This window comes from Fibrobacter sp. (assembly GCA_017503015.1).
In the GTDB taxonomy this organism is placed as follows: Bacteria; Fibrobacterota; Fibrobacteria; order Fibrobacterales; family Fibrobacteraceae; genus Fibrobacter.
The window spans coordinates 1-14,173 of record JAFVTX010000013.1; the positions used below are offsets into that span (position 1 = coordinate 1).

Annotated in this window: 11 protein-coding genes and 1 tRNA gene; 1 reads left to right on the plus strand and 11 read right to left on the minus strand. The window is 52.9% G+C overall.

Annotated features, from left to right (window positions below):
- Window positions 1–207: 207 nt before the first annotated feature.
- The 9 genes from IKB43_02690 to IKB43_02730 all read right to left on the minus strand — a co-directional run bounded on the left by IKB43_02690 (window position 208) and on the right by IKB43_02730 (window position 10,745).
- Window positions 208–2,331, minus strand: coding sequence for a sulfatase-like hydrolase/transferase (locus tag IKB43_02690; GenBank protein ID MBR2469050.1), 2,124 nt, complete (start codon window positions 2,329–2,331; stop codon window positions 208–210).
- Window positions 2,332–2,805 (minus strand): 2-oxoacid:acceptor oxidoreductase family protein, encoded by a 474-nt coding sequence (locus IKB43_02695; protein ID MBR2469051.1) that lies wholly within the window; start codon window positions 2,803–2,805, stop codon window positions 2,332–2,334.
- A 15-nt stretch (window positions 2,806–2,820) separates the two neighbouring features.
- Complete coding sequence (locus tag IKB43_02700; GenBank protein MBR2469052.1) at window positions 2,821–4,488, minus strand: thiamine pyrophosphate-binding protein; 1,668 nt, start codon at window positions 4,486–4,488, stop codon at window positions 2,821–2,823.
- A 106-nt stretch (window positions 4,489–4,594) separates the two neighbouring features.
- Window positions 4,595–4,957 carry a hypothetical protein gene (locus tag IKB43_02705; GenBank protein ID MBR2469053.1) on the minus strand — a complete coding sequence of 121 codons (363 nt, stop codon included), beginning with the start codon at window positions 4,955–4,957 and terminating at the stop codon, window positions 4,595–4,597.
- A gap of 146 nt (window positions 4,958–5,103) precedes the next feature.
- A complete protein-coding gene (gene lon, locus IKB43_02710; protein MBR2469054.1) occupies window positions 5,104–7,434 on the minus strand; it encodes an endopeptidase La in 2,331 nt (776 codons plus the stop codon).
- Between the two features lie 34 nt (window positions 7,435–7,468).
- A complete protein-coding gene (gene clpX, locus IKB43_02715) occupies window positions 7,469–8,761 on the minus strand; it encodes an ATP-dependent Clp protease ATP-binding subunit ClpX (protein MBR2469055.1) in 1,293 nt (430 codons plus the stop codon).
- Window positions 8,762–8,766: 5 nt separating this feature from the next.
- Complete coding sequence (locus IKB43_02720) at window positions 8,767–9,357, minus strand: ATP-dependent Clp protease proteolytic subunit (protein ID MBR2469056.1); 591 nt, start codon at window positions 9,355–9,357, stop codon at window positions 8,767–8,769.
- A gap of 13 nt (window positions 9,358–9,370) precedes the next feature.
- Entirely contained in the window at window positions 9,371–10,630 is a 1,260-nt protein-coding gene (gene tig / locus IKB43_02725) for a trigger factor (protein MBR2469057.1), read from the minus strand.
- A 35-nt stretch (window positions 10,631–10,665) separates the two neighbouring features.
- Window positions 10,666–10,745 (minus strand) — tRNA-Leu (locus IKB43_02730).
- Window positions 10,746–10,923: 178 nt separating this feature from the next.
- Here IKB43_02730 and IKB43_02735 point away from each other — a divergent pair.
- Window positions 10,924–11,940 carry an acyltransferase family protein gene (locus IKB43_02735; GenBank protein ID MBR2469058.1) on the plus strand — a complete coding sequence of 339 codons (1,017 nt, stop codon included), beginning with the start codon at window positions 10,924–10,926 and terminating at the stop codon, window positions 11,938–11,940.
- Between the two features lie 3 nt (window positions 11,941–11,943).
- Here the strand turns inward: IKB43_02735 and IKB43_02740 are convergent, their stop codons facing one another.
- Both IKB43_02740 and IKB43_02745 read right to left on the minus strand, forming a co-directional pair.
- Window positions 11,944–13,338 (minus strand): polysaccharide biosynthesis C-terminal domain-containing protein, encoded by a 1,395-nt coding sequence (locus IKB43_02740; GenBank protein MBR2469059.1) that lies wholly within the window; start codon window positions 13,336–13,338, stop codon window positions 11,944–11,946.
- Window positions 13,335–14,173 (minus strand): glycosyltransferase family 4 protein (locus IKB43_02745; GenBank protein ID MBR2469060.1); only part of this gene is annotated, 839 nt, incomplete at its 5' end. The genes IKB43_02740 and IKB43_02745, both read right to left, overlap by 4 nt.

The window sequence follows — 14,173 nt, forward strand, 5'->3', positions numbered from 1 at the left end:
AGCAGATGCCAGCACCACTAAACCGAATACTTTGGTTTTTATAGACATAAAAATCTCCCAGGGCATAAAATGCCCCTCTTAACTTTAAACCATAAAATAATCTTTTATTTGGGAATTTTCAGCAATTGTATGTAAAAAATTCGGTTCGTATGGAAAACAAAAGTTTAGTTTTGTTAACAAACGGAACGAATCGTGACGATTATCACACTACAGGCCCTTTTCCAGGGTGTAGTCCGAAATCTTGATCAGAGTATCGAGGGTGGCCTTCAGGTAGGCGCCCTCTTTTTGTACACCGTCCGAAGGGGCGGAACCGCCGACAAGAAGTTCATGTTCCTGGCGGGTGTCGCCATCGGCAAAGAGGTAGGTTTCGTCGAAGGAGGGGTACTTGGCCACAAAGCGGTAGCCGTCGAGTCCGATGGCGGAGTAGCCGGAGTAGGCCCCCAGGGAAAGGCCCGCAAGCGCGGGGGTGCTGATGTCGGTCTGAACCGTATCATTGACGCTTGGCTGGATGGTGTCGCTAGTGTTGGTCTGAACCGTGTCGTTGACGCTGAGCTGAACTGCGTCGGCCCTCAACAAGTTATGGCCCATAAAAATGTTAGGTACGGCAAAGCCCGCCAGTTCCAAAACCGTAGGGGCAATATCGATTTGGGCCGCCGTGGTGGTATCGCGGGTGGCGTCCAAGCCTTCGCCGTGAATCATGAAGGGAATCCAGCTCACATTGGAAAATCCGCCACCGTTCATGGTAGAAACGCCGTTTTCGCCCAGAGGGAATCCGTGGTCCGCCATGACAATCACGTAGGTATTCTTATACCATTCCTCATTTTCTACCGCGCGGATGAACCGGGCCAGCTGCCGGTCGGCATAGCCCATGGTCACGTTAATGCGTTCCTGCAGGGGGCGGTTCTTTTCTTCGTCAGTCATGCCTGCCGCAAAGTTGAAGGGGTAATGGTTGGAGCGGGTCATGAGAGTGGCCAAGAAGGGCTTTCCGCTCTTGGCCAACGTGTCGCGCACATATTCGATGGCGTTGTCCATGAAGGTGGAGTCGTCTTCACGCTCGCGGTTGTAATGCTGTTGCGTGTACCACTTGGACATCCAGACGCCCAGATTGTCCCAAGCGGGGTCGGCGGCAGACATGTAGTGGGTGCTGTAACCGTTCTCGGTCAATACGGAGACAAAGCTGGGGAGCGTCACGTGGGCAAGGTCGGTGGCCTGTGCCAGGCGGGAATGATGCGGAATGCCGATGTGGGTGGAAAGCACGCCACCGGTAGTGGGAACGCCGCTGGTATGCATGCGCATCCACACGTGGGAATGTGCCGCCAGGGAATCCATAAAGGGCGTAGGCGACGGCTGGATTTGCGGGTTCATGTAGCCCGTGTTGAAGCCCCGCTGGGATTCCATCAACACCAAAATGAAATTGGGCCGCATTTCGCGCTGGGTTGCCAGTTTTTCGCTCTGGAGCAAGGCCTGGGTCGGCACGCGGTAAAGGGGCAGGTGATTACCCGCATCGCTATCCACAAACTGCCACGACGAATCCCCTTCCACCTTTTGCCAAAGGTTCTGGTAAGCCATGCGGTAGGTGGCAAGGTCCGCTTCGGAAAGTCCCTGTGCCGTCTTGGATTCGAACAAGTCCCGATAAATCAGCGATACCACCGGTCGAAGCTTTGTCATGCGGGCGTTACCTGTCCAGATAAAGTAAACGAACAGGTAAGAGGCGATGTAAAATACCAGCATGGCTACGACGGATTTTTTCACGTAGAAACGGCTTTCGCAGGAACTGTCGGCACCGATGGTGCGGGGACGGTACCACTTGCAGAACAGGCGGTACAGGCCGTAAGCCGCAGGCAACATCAGCAGGAGCACCACGAACTGAAGGTAAGGCACCGACAGGTCGTTGGCCACGTAGTCATAGAACACGATGATGGACGAAGTGTCCTTGTAGGTATCCACCAGCCCGAAGGTCAAGTGCCCGCCCAAAAAACGCTGGGTCTCGTTGTCCAGGAGCGTGAGCAGCAAGATTGCGCTGTGGAATACGGCATAAAGAACAGCGGTGACTTTCGCAACTTTATGGACAATTGCGGTTTTCGAGTCCGGTTTGATTTTGGAGACGAGAAGTGCGACCAACGCTCCCAAGACGACAAACACCACCAAAGCATTCACAATCCACATGAAGTCGATACAGACCGCATGGAAGATGAACCAGTCCGGCTTAGAGACGAAGGGGAATCCGTAGGGGTTGCTGCGGAACAGCAACAGGACCCGCAAGACGATGTGGACCACCCACACCGCCAGGGATATCAGGACAAGTTTCTGAAAGGGGGCGAAAAGTTTCATTTACCCTTCGCGGCCAAGCATGAAGGCCTTCTTGTTGCCCTCGTGGAACTTTTCGGCGAAGAGCTTGTTCAGGGCGACCGTCCACTGGTCCACGGTGAAGTCGAAATGCTTGCTGAGCTTGCCGAGCATCGCGACGTTCAGGGCCTTCACGTTCTCGAGCTTCGAGACATCGATGTCCGCCGGAGTGAGGAGCACGCCGCCCTGCTTGAGGAAGGCCTCGTTCACCACGACCTGCGTCTCGTCGAATACCACCAGGTAGTCGGCCTCGCCCGTCGGGATCATCGGGGACTGAACTTCTTCGCCCTTCGCGAAGCGGACGTCGCTGGCGATGGAACCGCCGCGCTGGCTCATGCCGTGCACTTCGGCCTTCTTCACGTCGTAACCCTGTTCGAACACGAGTTCCGCCATCACGTCGCTCGCCTTGATAACGCCTGTGCCACCGAGGCCGGCAAATTTCACGTTAACTACGCTCATACAAATTAATCTCCGTTAAAAGTTGCCGTTTTTCTTTGCGGCGGCTTCGGACTCGGCGAGAGCCTTTTCCGCCTTTTCCTTGTTGGCCTTGTCCCAGGCGAGGATGCTCTTGAGGGCAAGAATGCAGGGGCTCTTCGCCACGATGAGCGTGAGCTCGTCCTTCTCGAGCGCTTCCTTAACGAGGCGCTTGAATTCCTCGGGTTCCTTGACCTGGTTCACTTCATAAACGTTGTCGAAACCGGCAGTCTTCGCGATGGCGCCGTAGTCCAGCTTGTAGGCCGGGCTGTGGTCGAGATGGCGGCCCGTACCCGGGTGTTCCTGCTGGCCCGTCATGGCGGTAATGCTGTTGTCGAGAATGATGACCACGTGGCCCGTTTCGGGGCGGTTGTAGCCCGCTTCCACGAGGCCCGTAATGCCGCTGTGCACGAAGGTGGAGTCGCCAATCACGGAGACGACCTTCTTGGCCTGTTCGCGCGGGAGCACGTTGCGAAGGCCAATGCCCATGCCGATAGCGGCACCCATGTCAATCATGTAGTCCATCGCGCTGATGGGCGGGAGGGCTGCCAGCGTGTAGCAACCGATATCGCCGGAAACGATGCAGTCGAGTTCCTTGAGAACCGCGAAAGAGCTGCGGTGCGGGCAGCCCGGGCAGAGCATAGGCGGCTTGCCCTTCACCGGAACCGGGTCCGGATTCTTGTCGCCAGCGATAATGCGGCGCACGCGATTCACGTCGAGTTCGCCGAAGCGGAAAATCGGGTCGAACTTGCTTTCGCACTGGATGCCTGCGGCCTTGATGTTCTCGGCGAGCCACGGGTCGTTTTCTTCGATCACCAGCAGGCGCTTGCCTTCGAAGTTACCAGCAAAATCCTTGATGAGCTGCATCGGCAGCGGGTACGTCATGCCGAGCTTGAGGATGCTCGCTTCCGGGGCGGCTTCACGCACGTGGTGGTAGCTGATGCCGCTCGTGATGATACCCATGTCGGCGCTGCGCATTTCCACCTTGTTCGGGCCTTCGGCCACGTTCCAGGCTTCCATCTCGTCCATCTTGGCACGGAGCTTGCGGCCCGCGGGCTTAGAGAAGCCGGGCACCATCACGTGCTGGGCGATGTTGCGTTCGAAGTTCGGCACCATCGCCGGGAGTTCTTCCTTCGGCACCACGATGGACTTGGAGTGGTCCACGCGGGTCGTCATGCGGAGGATTACGGGAATCTTGAACTTTTCGCTGGTCTGCATGGCGATGCGGAAGAAGTCGTATGCTTCCTGGGAGTTGCTGGGCTCGAACATCGGGCAGACGGATGCCTTCGCGTGGTTGCGGGTATCCTGTTCGTTCTGAGAACTGCCCTGGCCCGGATCATCGGCAACGATCCACACCATGCCGCCATCCACGCCCGTGTAGGTCGCGGTGTAGAGCACGTCGCTTGCCACGTTGAGGCCCACCATCTTCATGGTGACCACGCTGCGGGCATGGCCAAAGGCTGCACCCAGGGCCACTTCGGCGGCGACCTTCTCGTTGGGGGCCCACTGGGCATACCCGCCGAGTTCAGAATAGTCCTCGAGGATTTCGGTAGAGGGGGTTCCCGGGTAGCCTGCAGCAAACTGCACGTTGCAGTGGCGCATAGAAAGCGAGATGGCCTCGTTTCCCGAAATCAGCATCTTTTTCGCATTCGGATCAAAAGCTGGCATAGCGTTCCTTTTTTATTTGCAAAAACTTAAACAAGCAAATCCAAAATTAGAAAAACTCCCGAGGTTGTCGGGAGTCTCGCTAATTTTGCGCACCATCCAAAAGCAGCTACTTGCCGGCCTTGTTCTGCTCCAGCTCGTCTTCGAGTTTCTTGGTCTGGGCGTTGTTCGCGTCGATGATGTTCTTCAGGTTGTCGATTTCCACGCCCTGCTTGGCCACCTGGTCCTTGAGTTCTTCGCACTTGGCGGCGTAGGTCTGTTCCGATTCAATGCGGTTGTTCAGTTCCTTGCGCAGGCAATCTACAGAACCGCGGAGGGTGTCCACCGCCTGTTCGGCTTCTTTCAAGGCCGGATTTTCGTCGGCACCAGCCGCCTCAGAACAGGCGCACTTGCCGCCCATGAACTTCTTGGATAAAGCGACGGCGGCGGCAGCACCGGCAATCGCACCGACTAAAAAGGTTCCTGCTTTCATAAGAACTCCTTGTGTATTGATTCCTTCTCGGGAATATAGTAAAGTTCAAAAAGGAGATGCCCGCCTGCGCGGGCATGACAAGGGTGAGAAACCGCACACGGATCCTCACCTGCGCGAGGATGACAAGGGCGGCAGGTCCTAAAACCTTACTTTTTAGGTTTCGGGAACAGTTCCTTGATGATTTCGTCGATGTGCTTTTTCGTGTGGATTTTCAGGCCCTTCTTTGCAGGGGCCGGAAGTTCCGTCACATCCTTCTTGTTGCCTTCGGGCAGGTAGAGCGTCTTGACACCCGCCTCCTGAGCGGCAAGCGCCTTCTCGTTGAGTCCGCCGATGGGCAGCAGGTCTCCCGTAAGGCTCACCTCGCCCGTAAAGGCGATGTCCGGCGACACGGGCCTGCGGGTAAAGGCCGAAAGCAGGGACAGCGTAAGGGCGATTCCCGCCGACGGGCCGTCCTTGGGCACGGCACCCTCGGGCACGTGGATGTGAATATCGGTCTTCTTGACGATGGCGGGGTCAATGCCGAACCGCTGCAAACGTTCACGCACGAGGCTGAGAGCAATCTGGGCGGATTCCTTCATCACGTCACCCAGCTTTCCGGTGAGCAACAGGTGGCCCTTGCCCGAAAGGAGCTTGCATTCCAGCGTGAGGATTTCGCCACCTACACTGGTCCAGGCAAGGCCCGTAATCACGCCGTGATGTCCAGGAGCGGGCAGGCGGTTCTCGGTAAAGCGGGGAACGCCCAGGTATTCCTGCAGCTGCTTTTCGGTCAGGTCCTTCTTGACCTTCTTGCCCATGACAATTTCTTTGGCACGGTGTCGGACGATACTTTCCAGGGAGCGTTCCAGTTCACGGACGCCAGCCTCGCGGGTCCATTCCCGAATGACCTTTTCGATGAGAACGTCAGAAATAGAAATGTCCTTGTCCAGAGCAACACCGCAGCGCTCGCAGATTTTTGGAATCAGGAACTTCGATGCAATCTGCTTCTTTTCGTGGGCGTAATAGCCGGGGAGCCGCACCACTTCTAAGCGGTCCCGCAGGGCGTCGGGAATTTCGGCCTCGGAGTTGGCGGTAGCGATGAACAGCACACGGCTAAGGTCCAGACCCACTTCCATAAAGTGGTCCGTAAAGTCGTGATTCTGTTCCGGGTCCAGAACTTCTAGCAAGGCGCTGGCAGGGTCGCCCCTGAAGTCGGCGGCCATCTTGTCGATTTCGTCTAGCAGGAGCACAGGGTTCATGCATTTGGCCCGACGAAGCGCCTGGATAAAACGGCCAGGCATGGCACCAATGTAGGTGCGGCGATGCCCACGGATTTCGGCCTCGTCACGGACACCGCCCAAGGTAATGCGCACAAAGTTCCGCTGCATGGAGGCGGCGATGGATTCCACCAGGGTGGTCTTGCCAACGCCGGGAGGGCCCACCAGGCAAAGGATGGGAGCGCGACGTTCCGTGCCTGTGAGTTTCAGCACGGCGATGTATTCCAGAATGCGGTCCTTCACCTTGTCTAGCCCGAAATGCTTGGCATCCAGATCCGCCTTCACCTTTTTCAGGTTCAGCACCGTATCGCTGTAAACGCCATAGGGCATGGAGAGGAACCAGTCGATATAGTTCCGCACTACCGCATATTCCGGCGTGGTGGGGTGCATCAGGCGCATGCGGGCGATTTCCTCTTCCATCTTTTCCATGATGGCCGGGGAGAAATTCTTGGCCTTCAGTTTCTTTAGCAGCTGGTCCGGTTCCGAGGAGGAATTTTCGCCGTCGTTCAGTTCGTCTTGCAGCTGGCGAATCTGTTCACTGATGAACCATTCCTTCTGCTGCTGGGCCATTTTCTGACGAACGCTCTGCTGGATCTTGACCATCACGTTTTCGTTGTCGTCGGTGATGGACATAAGGGCCAACAACTTCGCAGCCATGTCGTCCAGAGATTCCGCTTCCAAGAAGTTCTGCTTTTCGGCCAAGGAAATCTGCAAGAAGGGGATAATCCCGTAAAAGGCATTCAGCTGGCTGTCCATGCCAAAGAAGGCATCTACCATGCCTTCGGCAATGTTCCGCTTGGCGGCATAGTCCCTGAAGTTGGAAAGTACATCGCCAAAGCTTTCGGTCTTGTCCTTGTTGCCAACAGGAACTTTCCGGGGAGATACCGTCACATGCAAGAATCCGTCTTTCAGTACGACAGAACGCAGGTCCACAATCTGCTCACCTTCCAGCACTACCTTCACGCAGCCGTTGGGGAAAGGCGTCACGTTGCTCACGTGGGCGGCAACGCCTACCGTGTACAAATCCAAAAGCGGGTTGGAAATTTCTTCTTGCTCAACATCCTTCTGGGTCACTAGAATAATTTCGCCATCGTGGGCCTCGGCGTATTCCAGGGCGCGGAGCGAAATATCGCGGCCCACCAGAATACGGCGGGTCGTAAAAGGGAAAACAATAGCGTCCCTCAAAGGCAAAAGAGGGAATACCTTAGAAAAATCAAAAGCCATATTTCAATAATAGTAAAGCAAGCAAAACCGGGCGTTATGCCACGTTCTTGCCGGCTTTTTTCGAGGATTTCTTCCCGGAAACCGCCAGAGGGTTCAAGCCCCTGCGGATAATTTCGTCTGTAAGCACCAGCTTCTTGGCTCCTGTACCGGGCATTTCGAACATAGCCTGCTGCAGGGACTTTTCCATGACGGAACGAAGCCCGCGGGCACCCGTCTTTCGACTCATGGTTTCGCGGACGATTTCTTTGAGGGCCTCGTCGGTAAAGTCCAGCTCGATACCGTCCATGGCAAAGAGGCTCTTGAACTGCTTGACCAGTGCGTTTTTCGGCTGGGTCAAGATGTTCAGCAAGGCCATCTCGTCCAGTTCTTCGAGAGCAACCGCAATAGGCAAGCGGCCCACGATTTCGGGAATGAGACCGAACTTGATCAGGTCATCGGGCTCCAGCTGCTTGAAAAGTTCGCTCAGGGAATTGTCGGATTCACTCCGGATGTCGGCGCCAAAGCCCATGCCGCCCTTGTTCACCCGCTGGGCAATAATCTTGTCCAGGGTCTCGAAGGCGCCACCACAAATGAACAGGATGTTCTTGGTGTTCACCTGCACCAGGGGCTGTTCCGGATGCTTACGGCCACCCTTGGGAGGCACTGCGGCAACAGTTCCTTCCAAAAGTTTCAGCAGGCCCTGCTGCACACCTTCGCCGCTCACGTCGCGGGTAATGGAAGGATTCGCCGTCTTGCGGGCAATCTTGTCGATTTCGTCGATGAAGATAATTCCACGTTCTGCACGGGCTACATCGTAGTCGGCGGCCTGCAACAGGCGCACGATAATGCTATCTACGTCTTCGCCCACGTAGCCCGCTTCGGTAAGCACGGTGGCGTCGGCGATGGTAAAGGGAACGTCCAAAAAGCGGGCCATGGTCTGGGCCAAGAGGGTCTTGCCCGACCCGGTAGGGCCCACCAGAAGCAGGTTGGACTTTTCCACCTCCACGGTATCGCCGTTCGGGTGGGCCTGCTTGTAGCGCAGGCGTTTGTAATGGTTATAGACCGCCACCGAAAGGGCAATCTTCGCCTGTTCCTGACCAATCACAAAGTCGTCCAGGTGGGCCTTGATTTCGGAAGGGAGCGGAAGGGGCTTTTGGCTTGCGACCTCTGCCGCCTGCTTTTCTTGCAAGGAACGGGACTTGTCCTCTTCGATAATCCGGTAGCACATGGAAACGCAGTCGCTGCAAATATGCACACCTGCGCCGGCAATCATCTTGTCCACCTGTTCGGCGGACTTTCCGCAAAAGCTACACGTTACCGCAGGGCGGTTTTTCCCATTCCTGTACATGAATCTTAGACTCCCTCTTTACGCGGGACAAAGACTTCGTCGATGACGCCGAAAGCCTTTGCTTCTTCTGGTCCCATATAGAAATCACGATCCGTCTTTTCGCGGACTTCGTCGATAGACTTGCCGGTGTGCTTGGCCACGATTTCGGCAAGGGTATCCTTGGTGCGGATAATTTCTTTGGCAGTAATCTGGATGTCGGTGGACTGGCCCGTGGCCGCACCAGAAGGCTGGTGCAGCATAATGCGGGAATGGGGAAGCGCATAGCGCTTGCCCTTGGTGCCTGCCGCCAAGAGAACTGCCGCCATAGAGGCACAGTTACCGATGCAGATGGTGGCGATGTTCGGGCGCACATGCTGCATGGTATCGTAAATGGCAAGTCCTGCCGACACGTAGCCACCGGGGCTGTTGATATACAGCGTGATATCCTTCTCCGGGTTCTCATACTCAAGGAAAATCAGCTGCGCCATGACGTTGTTCGCCACTTCATCGTTGATGGGCGTGCCCAAGAAGATGATGCGCTCCTTGAGGAGACGGGAGTAGATATCATAGGCGCGTTCACCACGCCCGGTGGTCTCAATGACGGTAGGAATGATCATTAACTAACCTCTTTTACTTGGATTCTTCGGCAGCCGGACGGATACCCACGATAAAGTCGGCAGCCATCTGGAAGCGGAGTTCTTCACGAAGCTGGTTGATACGGCCAGACTGACGGAAATGAGCCTTCAGGTCGTCAAATTCAATGTGGTAGGCCTTGGCCATTTCCTGCAGGCGAGCGTCCACCTGGGCCTGTGCGGGGCGGATCTTTTCCTTGTTGGCAACGAACTCCAGAATGCGATGCTTCTTGATTTCGCGGATAGCTTCGGGGGCCAATGTCTTCATCTGTTCTTCGGTGGGTTCCACCGCATCCTTCGGGTCCTGCACGTTGCGGTTGATGGACCACTTGATGAGGTCTGCCACGCGGGCATTGGGAACCTCGAACGGGTTCTGCTCGATAAGCTTGTCGATGGCCTCGTTGATGGCCTTGGTCTTGGCGGCATCCTGCTTCTGGTTGGCAAGGCTTTCGGCGATATTGCTCTTGAGCTCGGCTTCGTCCTTGACGCCCACCTTCTTGCAGAATTCTTCGTCCAGGGTAGGCGGAACAATCTGGCGCACGTCCGTCACTTCCACCTTGAACTGGGCGGTCTTGCCGCGGTAGCGTTCGTCCTTGTGGTCGTCGGGGTACTTGAAGTTGATTTCCTTGGTTTCACCGGCGTTGGCACCGGTCAGGCCCTCGTCAAAACCGGGGCTGGCGGATTCGCCCAACAGACTGCGGAATTCGCGATTCTCGGGCAGTTCCTGCTTTTCACCGTCAATCACCACATCCAGGTAGTTACCCACCACCACGTCGCCCTTCTGGGAGGCTCGGTCCACATGTTCGTCCTTGCTCCACATCTTCATCAGGTGGTCGAATTCGGCCTGGACTTCTTCTTCGTGGACGGCGGTCTGAGGAACGGTCACACCCGTGTCGGCATAGCCCTTGATGTCGATTTCAGGGTCAATTTCCACTTCTACCGTCATGGTAATGGCGGATTCCTTGTCGTCGTTGAACTTCACGACCTTCAACTGGCCCACGGGGATGATGTTCGCCTTCTTGAGCTCGGCGTTCAAGACGGCATCTACGGTCTCGTTCACAACCTCATGACGGATAGAATCGCCGAACTGCTTCAAAATCATGGCCTTGGGAACCTGGCCCTGGCGGAAACCCTTCAGCGTCACCTGCTTTTTGTACTGGGACAGCTTCTTTTCGAAAGGAGCCTTCAGGTCCTCCTGGGGGATATTGACTTCGAGGGTACGCAGGGTTGCGCTGGTTTCTTTGATTTCAACGGACATATAGACTCCGGTATTCGTTAGTAGATTAAAATTTCTGCGAGGGGTGGGAGTCGAACCCACACACCGAAGTACCAGATCCTAAGTCTGGCGCGTCTGCCAATTCCGCCACTCTCGCGATTTGAGCACAAAGATACAAAAAAATGCTCGGAATGTGGGACCTCAAACCAACAACCCATCTTTATACGCCCTATCTCCATTCATTTTTCTCTACAATGTACTATCGCCTTTTTTTGTTTTTTGTAAAAGGATTGTTCAAACTTTTTACCAAAACGCTTTCTTGCTATATTATCGTAATGGCCTTTCAAGAAAAAAAACGCGATCAGACCTTCGATGTACTCAAGGGACTCCTAATTTTATTTGTCATTGCCGGGCACAGCCATTTCTCTTTCACAGTGGAACACTTTTTCGTCTCTTTCCACATGCCCGCGTTCTTCTTTATTTCGGGATACTTCTACAAAGCAAGGCCCCTAAAGGATGAACTGAGGGTTGATTTTAGGCGCTTAATCGTCCCCTACCTCTTTTCTTGCTTTCTTCTAGTTCTAATCGCCCTTTTAAAGGACATCCTTTGTGGCACTCTGTGGCAGTCCAGCTCGGAGCATGCTCTCACCGCCCTGCTTGGAGGCCCACCGATAATCCCACTGCCCATTTTGAACAAAGTGGTTGAACTAGGCCCCCTATGGTTTCTCACGGCTCTTTTTTTCGTTCGGCTCATAGCGCATTTTCTTTTTCAAAGCAAAATTCCTCACTGGTTCAAGGCGACAACCATATTCTTGCTCAGCATCGCCTGCATGAAAAACTCGGTACGCTTTCACATATTTATTCCGTGGTATATCCCTTCGGCATGCTGCGCCCTCGGGTTCTTCTTCGTAGGAAATCTGCTCAAGTCATTTGGTAACGTTACCGCAAAATACAAGTGGATGCTCTTTGCATTCACCGTGCTCTGCTGGGGTTATTGTCTGCTATTCTCCGGCATGTCGGTTAACGCCTGCCTGTTCGGAGCGCATTATATCATTGATCTTGCCGGAGCCCTAGGGGGAACACTCGTTTTCTACCTACTGTCACGCAAAATCACCAAGAGCAAACCAACATCCAATTTCTTGGGTTTCATAGGGAAATACAGCCTAGCCATCTTCTGCTTCCATGCTATCGAGTGTCCTTTTTTCCCGTGGGACACCTTTGAGCCGTTCATCCAAAGTTACGGCCAGCTAGCAAGCCTTGCCATTTTCCTGATGCGAGCAGGAATCCTTTTGTTGATAACCCGATGCGTTATCGGCATACCCTTCTTCAAAAAAATTTTCAGTTACAGCTAGACCCTAGTTTCTGGCAAGAACCTGCAAATCACGTTTTGACAAGTATTTTGTAAAGAAGATCACCAAAACTTCCACGACGATTGTCGCAATTGCAAGCCAAAGTGAAACGTCTCCCGTCTTCCAGAAACAGACAACGCAGGGAATAAGTAAAAGGTGAATATAGAATACCTTCGTAAACTGTCTGCGTTTCTTGGAATCCACAGAGAGGAACAGATAAATAAAAATGCTCAACTCAGAGCAGATTTTTGCAACGGCAGCACCGAAAATTCCGTAAGTAGGAACCAACCACAAATTGAATAGCAGATTTGCACAGCCCGCAATTGCAGCAAGCACAAGGTATTTCTTCTTGGATTGAGAAATAAGCCATTCGCTCCACGGAACCGAAAAAAAAGATACCACCAGCCAGCAGGCAAAAAGAAACATGAGTCTCGATGCCGGGAAATCAACCGATATCGGCACTATTTTTGAAAAGATGAATTCTGAAAACAAGAGCGCAAAAAGAAGGAAACCTGCACTCATCACGCCCAGTATCTTATGACTAGACAACACAAGTCGGTCCGATTCTTGCTCCGCGCTTACTTCTTTTAAGCGAGCTAACTGACGTCGTAGCGGTTCACTCAAAGAACCTCCCAATAAAAAGACAAACAAAGCATAACGATAACAATAGTCGTAAATCCCCACCATAGCATTTCCACCAAAAAACTTCAAGAAAAAGATATCTACGTTCTGGTGCAGCAAAAGCAACGCCGAAGAAACAAATAGAATAAGGGATCCCTGATAACACCGCAACCCTTCTTTCCATTCCTCCTTATTCGGAAGCCCCAGGGAGAAACCCTTCCTAGGACCGACAACCCACAGGGCAATTGTGGCCATCGCCTCTGATCCAACATCCATTACGGCGAAATATTCGATAGAGGGAACATGCACAAAATAAATCAGGGCCAGCAGTAGTCCCTGCCTAAAGAACTGGACCAAGGAATTAATACCCGCAAGGCCTTTCCTTGCAATCAACCAATCAATGTTTACAGGTCTCAGGAAAACCGTCAATAAATATATCTTCAAAACTGTTCCACAAGTCCAGTCTAAAGCAAAATATGCGGCAATCACGACCAACGCAAGTCCAACAACCAAACATCCCCGAATATAGCCCATTGCCGTAAAAATTTTTCTATCTAACACAGTGTCGTCAGGTTTCTCAATCAACGCAAAAGACGACATACCAAAATTCAAGACAAAATTGATGTAGGTAATAAGGGTATAGGCAAAGGCCACCTCTCCCCAGCCCGCGGCACCAAACTTGACAATAGCAATACTAGTTATTATAAAACGGACAAGCCTGCCCAATCCTTGAGCAGTGCCATTTACAGTCGCATTTAAAAGAAGGGAATCTTTTCTCATGGACGTTTCTTCCACTTCTTATATAAATTTTGGCGCAGATATTCACGAAAATTCCAGAAAGCCCATAGAACTTTTTTGCTAAACATCGGACGATTAAAACGAGGATTCGAACAGCTCGCTCTTATTAGCCTCACTAATTTTTCCCCATTCTGTTTCCAGCGAAAACGAGTGTGCACATAGGCGAACATCTTTTCACCATCGGCTTTCAAAGAATCTCTTGTTGAATTTTTTAAGTAATCACGAAGAGTCTCGTAAGAATCAAAAACGAAGGGAGTCACCTCAGGGTGTGCACAAAGATTCAAAACCAAAGCTGGTTTATGAGCAAATCCAGCTTCAGCAAGAGGCAAATTAAAAAGTTCCCATTGGGAAAAACTTACCAAGGCATCACATTCGGAATAATAAGAAGCCAATTCCTGATCTGTGACAACGCCAGGGGTGTTTATTCCCGAAATATTTAATTTTCGAACAGAATCTTCATCTCCCCGACCAACAACTGTTATCTGACATATTTTTCCCAGTTCTTTTTTTAAGCGAATTATATGATCTAGCCCCTTATATTTCCACTCCCCCTTACGATAACGAGTTACGGTCAATATCTTTATGGGCCCCTGAACATCGGGACAGAGTTTCTTGTAGAGTCTTTCATAGTGATCTGCACCATTATAAATCACACTTGCCTTGGGCCAATTCAAATATTCAGCACCATACCTACTAATTGTCACAATCTGATTTAGAGTCGGGTATATTAACCCCTGACGATTTCCAATTTCTTTAAGCCTTGCTTCCCTTTCTTCGGGCAAGCACAGTTCTACAGGAGGAAAACCATGTTCATACC